The 3988-nt window shown below is 63.5% G+C and carries 4 protein-coding genes; all 4 read right to left on the reverse strand.

Translation table 11 applies throughout. The features are described 5' to 3' along the window. Positions 1-207: 207 nt before the first annotated feature. On the reverse strand, positions 208-408 hold the full coding sequence (locus B3T77_RS02700) for a helix-hairpin-helix domain-containing protein (RefSeq protein WP_292076973.1): 201 nt from the start codon (positions 406-408) through the stop codon (positions 208-210). A 144-nt stretch (positions 409-552) separates the two neighbouring features. Then, complete coding sequence (locus tag B3T77_RS02705) at positions 553-714, reverse strand: hypothetical protein (protein ID WP_017504993.1); 162 nt, start codon at positions 712-714, stop codon at positions 553-555. A gap of 89 nt (positions 715-803) precedes the next feature. Further along, a complete protein-coding gene (locus B3T77_RS02710; protein WP_292076976.1) occupies positions 804-2837 on the reverse strand; it encodes a TonB-dependent receptor in 2034 nt (677 codons plus the stop codon). 390 nt (positions 2838-3227) lie between these two features. Continuing rightward, positions 3228-3884 carry a recombinase family protein gene (locus B3T77_RS02715; protein ID WP_349681205.1) on the reverse strand — a complete coding sequence of 219 codons (657 nt, stop codon included), beginning with the start codon at positions 3882-3884 and terminating at the stop codon, positions 3228-3230. Positions 3885-3988: the final 104 nt, after the last annotated feature.

Genomic DNA, 3988 nt, shown 5'->3' on the forward strand with positions numbered 1-3988 from the left:
AAATCCTACTCCCGCACCCAAAACAGCAGAAAGCCCCACCGCTAAAAGCCGTGGGGCTTTCTGCTGTTTGATGACCAGATGCCGAGTTGCGGTCAAACTGCCGTGTACCTGAAGACCGAACCTGCCCAAGCATTCCAACAGATAGAAATCCATGCGGCAGCGTTACGTCACCGAGGTTATGGACACCCGTTTGATGGAAGACATCGCCTAGGTGGCGTCGGCAGATTCGACGTAAGGGTGCGCTTCGACGCCATCCGTTTTTTGGGCCAGGCCCGGCACTTCGTCGAGCTGACGAAGGCTGGTGAACAGACCGCGTTCCTCACTATAGCGGACAATCTCAAACCCGTGGCCACGCAAAAGTTCAACGCCATCAAGTTCGGCCGAAGTGGCGGTGTTCAAGTCAATCATCTGTCGCGGTCCGTAGTAGAGCCTCGCGGCGGGTTGCCGCGGGTTTGCGCGGGCTGGCGACTTCGCCGGCTGTTGAAAAGTTCAAGCGCTTGGAAAGGACGTGCAGCAAGCCACGCCCCGATACAGGTCGGAAGGCCCTGAGCCCTAGATCCCGCCGCTTCGCACGACGATGACCGCGATCAGCGTCAGGAAGACGACGGCTGCGGCAGCTATGGCGAGAGCCGTGATGCGAAAGGCGCCGCGTGTCGGCTTGTCGGGCCGGTCTTCGTAGCCAATCGGGACTTTGCGGGGTTCTTTGTCGGTCATGGGCGATCAACGCACGGAGGCGGTTCGCGTTCGCCGACTCTGTGAGCCTTCGGCGCAACCAAAGCTGCGCCGAAGGCTCTCGATGTTCGTCAGAAGCGGTAGGCGACGCCGACCCGAAGGTTGCGCCCCGGCAGAGGGGCGATGTCCTTGAGGAAGGACACGTGTTCGCGGGCTTCCTCGTCCGTCAGGTTCCGCGCCTCGGCGAACAGATTGACGTTCTGCTGGGCGAAGGGGCGGACCGCGACCGAGGCGTTGACCAGGGTGTAGTCGTCGGTCGGCAGTTCGAACGCGTTGGCGACCCGGTCCTGTTCTCCGACGTGGCGAACCTCGGCGCTGGCGTCGAACCTGGTCGATGTCCAAGCCAGACGTCCGGTCACGGAGTAGGGCGGGATCCGCGCGGCAGGACCGAAGTCCGTCTGGGCGTGGACATAGTCGGCCGCGCCTTCCAGCGACAGTTTGCGATCGCCGTCCTGCCAAAGCGCATAGGCGCCTTCCAGCTCGAAGCCATAGAATTTCGCGTCGGTCTGGACGAACCGATAGATGGGGAAGAACTCGTCCTCTTCGTCGAAATAGAACTGGTCGCCCGTCGGCCGTTCGTCGATGAAGCCGTTATACCAGGAGTGATAGACGTGCAGGTCGCCGGTGAATCGGCCGCGGTCATAGTGGGCGGTCCCCTCCAGCGTCGTCACCTTCTCGGAGTTCAGCGTCAGGTCGCCGGTCTCGTAGGCGGCGGTGGCGATGTGGACGCCGTCGGCGAACAACTCGACCTCGCTGGGCGCGCGTTCATTGTGGGCTAGGCTGAGGCCCAGGAACAGGCCGGCGGTCGGGCGGATGAAGGCGGCGGCGGACGCCGACCAGTTGTCGAACTCGCGCGTGACTTCGCTGGCACCGCCGATGGGCGTGCCGCTGAGTTCGCGCCGGTCATAGCGCAGGCCGCCTTCGAAGCCATGGTTGCCGAGGTCCAGACGCTGCACTGTATAGAGGCCCAGTTCGTCGATCTTGACGCTGGGCACGAAGGCCTCCTCGCCGATCGCTTCGAAGTTACGCGACAGGGCCTGGACGCCGACGGCGCCGTTCCAGCCGTTGCGTTCGCGCTGGACGAGGTCCGCACGGCCTTCCCAACCATCGGAGTTGAAGATGGTGCCCGGCTCGCCCACGGCCTCGAACTCGGTGTGAGTGTAGTCGGCATGGCCATAGGAGCCGCGCAGGGCCGAGAAGGGTCCGCTGTCGAAACGGTATTCGCTGCGCGCGTCCCACCGCTTCTGGTTCAGCTTGATGAAGACCGATTCCTCGGCGACCGTGCCGTATTCGCTGTCGGTGTTTTTGTAGGAGACGCCAGCGAAACCTTTGTCGCCGATGTAGGAACCGCCCGCGCCCCAGGCTTCCAGGTCGGTGTAGCTGTTGGGCTGAGTTCCGGTGTCCTCGCGCGCAAGGCCTTCGGCGGCGGCGCGCCTGGCGGAAATGGCCGGGGCGGGGATGTCGTAGTCGTCGGTCTTGCGCTTCACCCCATCGACGTTGAAGGCGAAGTTTCCGCTGCCGACGGTCACGCGACCGAAGGCGCTGCGGCCGTCATCGACGCTGGAAGCCTGGGTGGAGACCACGCCGGACACGCCGCCCTCGGGGATTTCGGTGGGGATGCGATCGTCCAGAACATTGACCACGCCGCCAATGGCCGAGCCGCCATAGACCAGCGTCGCAGGCCCGCGAATGATCTCGATACGATTGGCCTCGGCCGGATCGGTGGCCACGGCGTGATCGGGCGAGACAGAGCTCGCGTCGATCAGACCAATGCCGTTGGTCAGCACCTGGACGCGCGGGCCGCTGAGGCCGCGAATGACGGGCCGGCTGGCGCCCGGCGCAAAGTCGGTCGAACGGATGCCTGGACGCCCGCTCAGCATATCGCCGAGCGAGGCCGCCGGCGCCGTGGCCAGGGTCTGTTCGTCCACGACGTCCGTCGCGATCACCGAGGCCCGCTGGCTGATGCCATAGGGCGCGCCCGTGACGATGATATCGCCCAACTCCGCCGGGGCTTGTGGAGCGGACTGCGCGGCGGCGGCGCCTGCCAGAATCGTGGAGCCGGCGGCCGCCATGAGCAGGGATCGCGAGACGCTTGAGGGACGCATGAAAAAACTCTCAGCCTGGGGAGGAAGTGACTTGTTACGAGATAACGTCACATAGGCTTTGCGCAATCAAGAACCCGACGACGATTTTGTGCCGGCCGTGTCTCCAGGGGCGCCGCGTGCCGGAGAAGAGTCGTGGACTACTTTAGAGGGAGAATGGCGCACCCGACAGGATTCCTTGTGCCGACCTGCTGGTAGGCCGAGCTATCGGCTGCTGATGGGGCGGCGTCGTCAGCCATTATGATGCTCCGCGACTCGGATGGATGAGTCGCGAAGCAGAGTCCTCGGATGGGCTGGGGTCAACGTCTCGAACGGCACCGCACGACCGTCTCTGACGTTGCCGCTGCGGCGGCCACAACATCAGCAAGCTATAGTCGATTGGCTATGTCCGGTTCAGGCGGCGGCTACGCTTTCCAGACGGTCTTCCTCGACCGTGAGCATCGAGCGTTTGATGGCGGTCACGGTCATGGGTGATGCACGATGGAGCCGGGCGGTAGCGCGGATGCCCTGACCGTCCTCCAAAGACCTCCTGATCGCTTCCACACGGTTGTCAGGCATGGGCTTGCGACCGCTCTTCTTGGTCGTTCTCCTCAACCCCGACATGATCCTCTCCCTGATCATGGCTCGCTCGTAGGAACTGAACACCGACAACATCTGGAACATCATGGCGCCGGAAGGCGTCGAGGTGTCGAGGCCCTGCGTGTGGACGTAGAGGTCCACGCCCTTGGCTTGGATGTCGCCGAGGAAATGGATCAGGTCGGGCAGACTCCTCCCGATCCTACAGACCGAAAAACACGCGATCTGGTCGAATTCCTTCCGTGCGACACCCTTCAGCAGGTTGTCGAAGCCCGGTCGTTTGTCTCGACCCTTGGCGCCGGAGATGCCTTCATCGACGAAGGTGGCGACCACCTCCCAGTCCTGCCGCTGGGCCACTGCCAGCAGATCGCGAAGCTGGTTCTCGACGGTCTGGTTTTTGTCAGCCGTGCTCACACGACAGTAAATCGCCACGCGCTTGGTCAGGGGTGTGCTCCGATCCGATATTGGGAGCACAGGGTCTCACGGATCGACCGGGCGTCAACGAGAAGGGTTGAACGACCTATCTTCGTTCAGCGGAGCGACGAAGAGCCGGTCGCAGTCGTCCTCGGCGTTGGTCA

Origin of the sequence: Brevundimonas sp. UBA7838 (assembly GCF_002500885.1) — a bacterium.
GTDB lineage: Bacteria > Pseudomonadota > Alphaproteobacteria > Caulobacterales > Caulobacteraceae > Brevundimonas > Brevundimonas vesicularis_C.

Bases quoted from the DNA above. Each gene is read 5' to 3' on its own strand.
- B3T77_RS02700 (WP_292076973.1), bottom strand. From the start codon at position 408: ATGATTGACTTGAACACCGCCACTTCGGCCGAACTTGATGGCGTTGAA.
- B3T77_RS02705 (WP_017504993.1), bottom strand. From the start codon at position 714: ATGACCGACAAAGAACCCCGCAAAGTCCCGATTGGCTACGAAGACCGG.
- B3T77_RS02710 (WP_292076976.1), bottom strand. From the start codon at position 2,837: ATGCGTCCCTCAAGCGTCTCGCGATCCCTGCTCATGGCGGCCGCCGGC.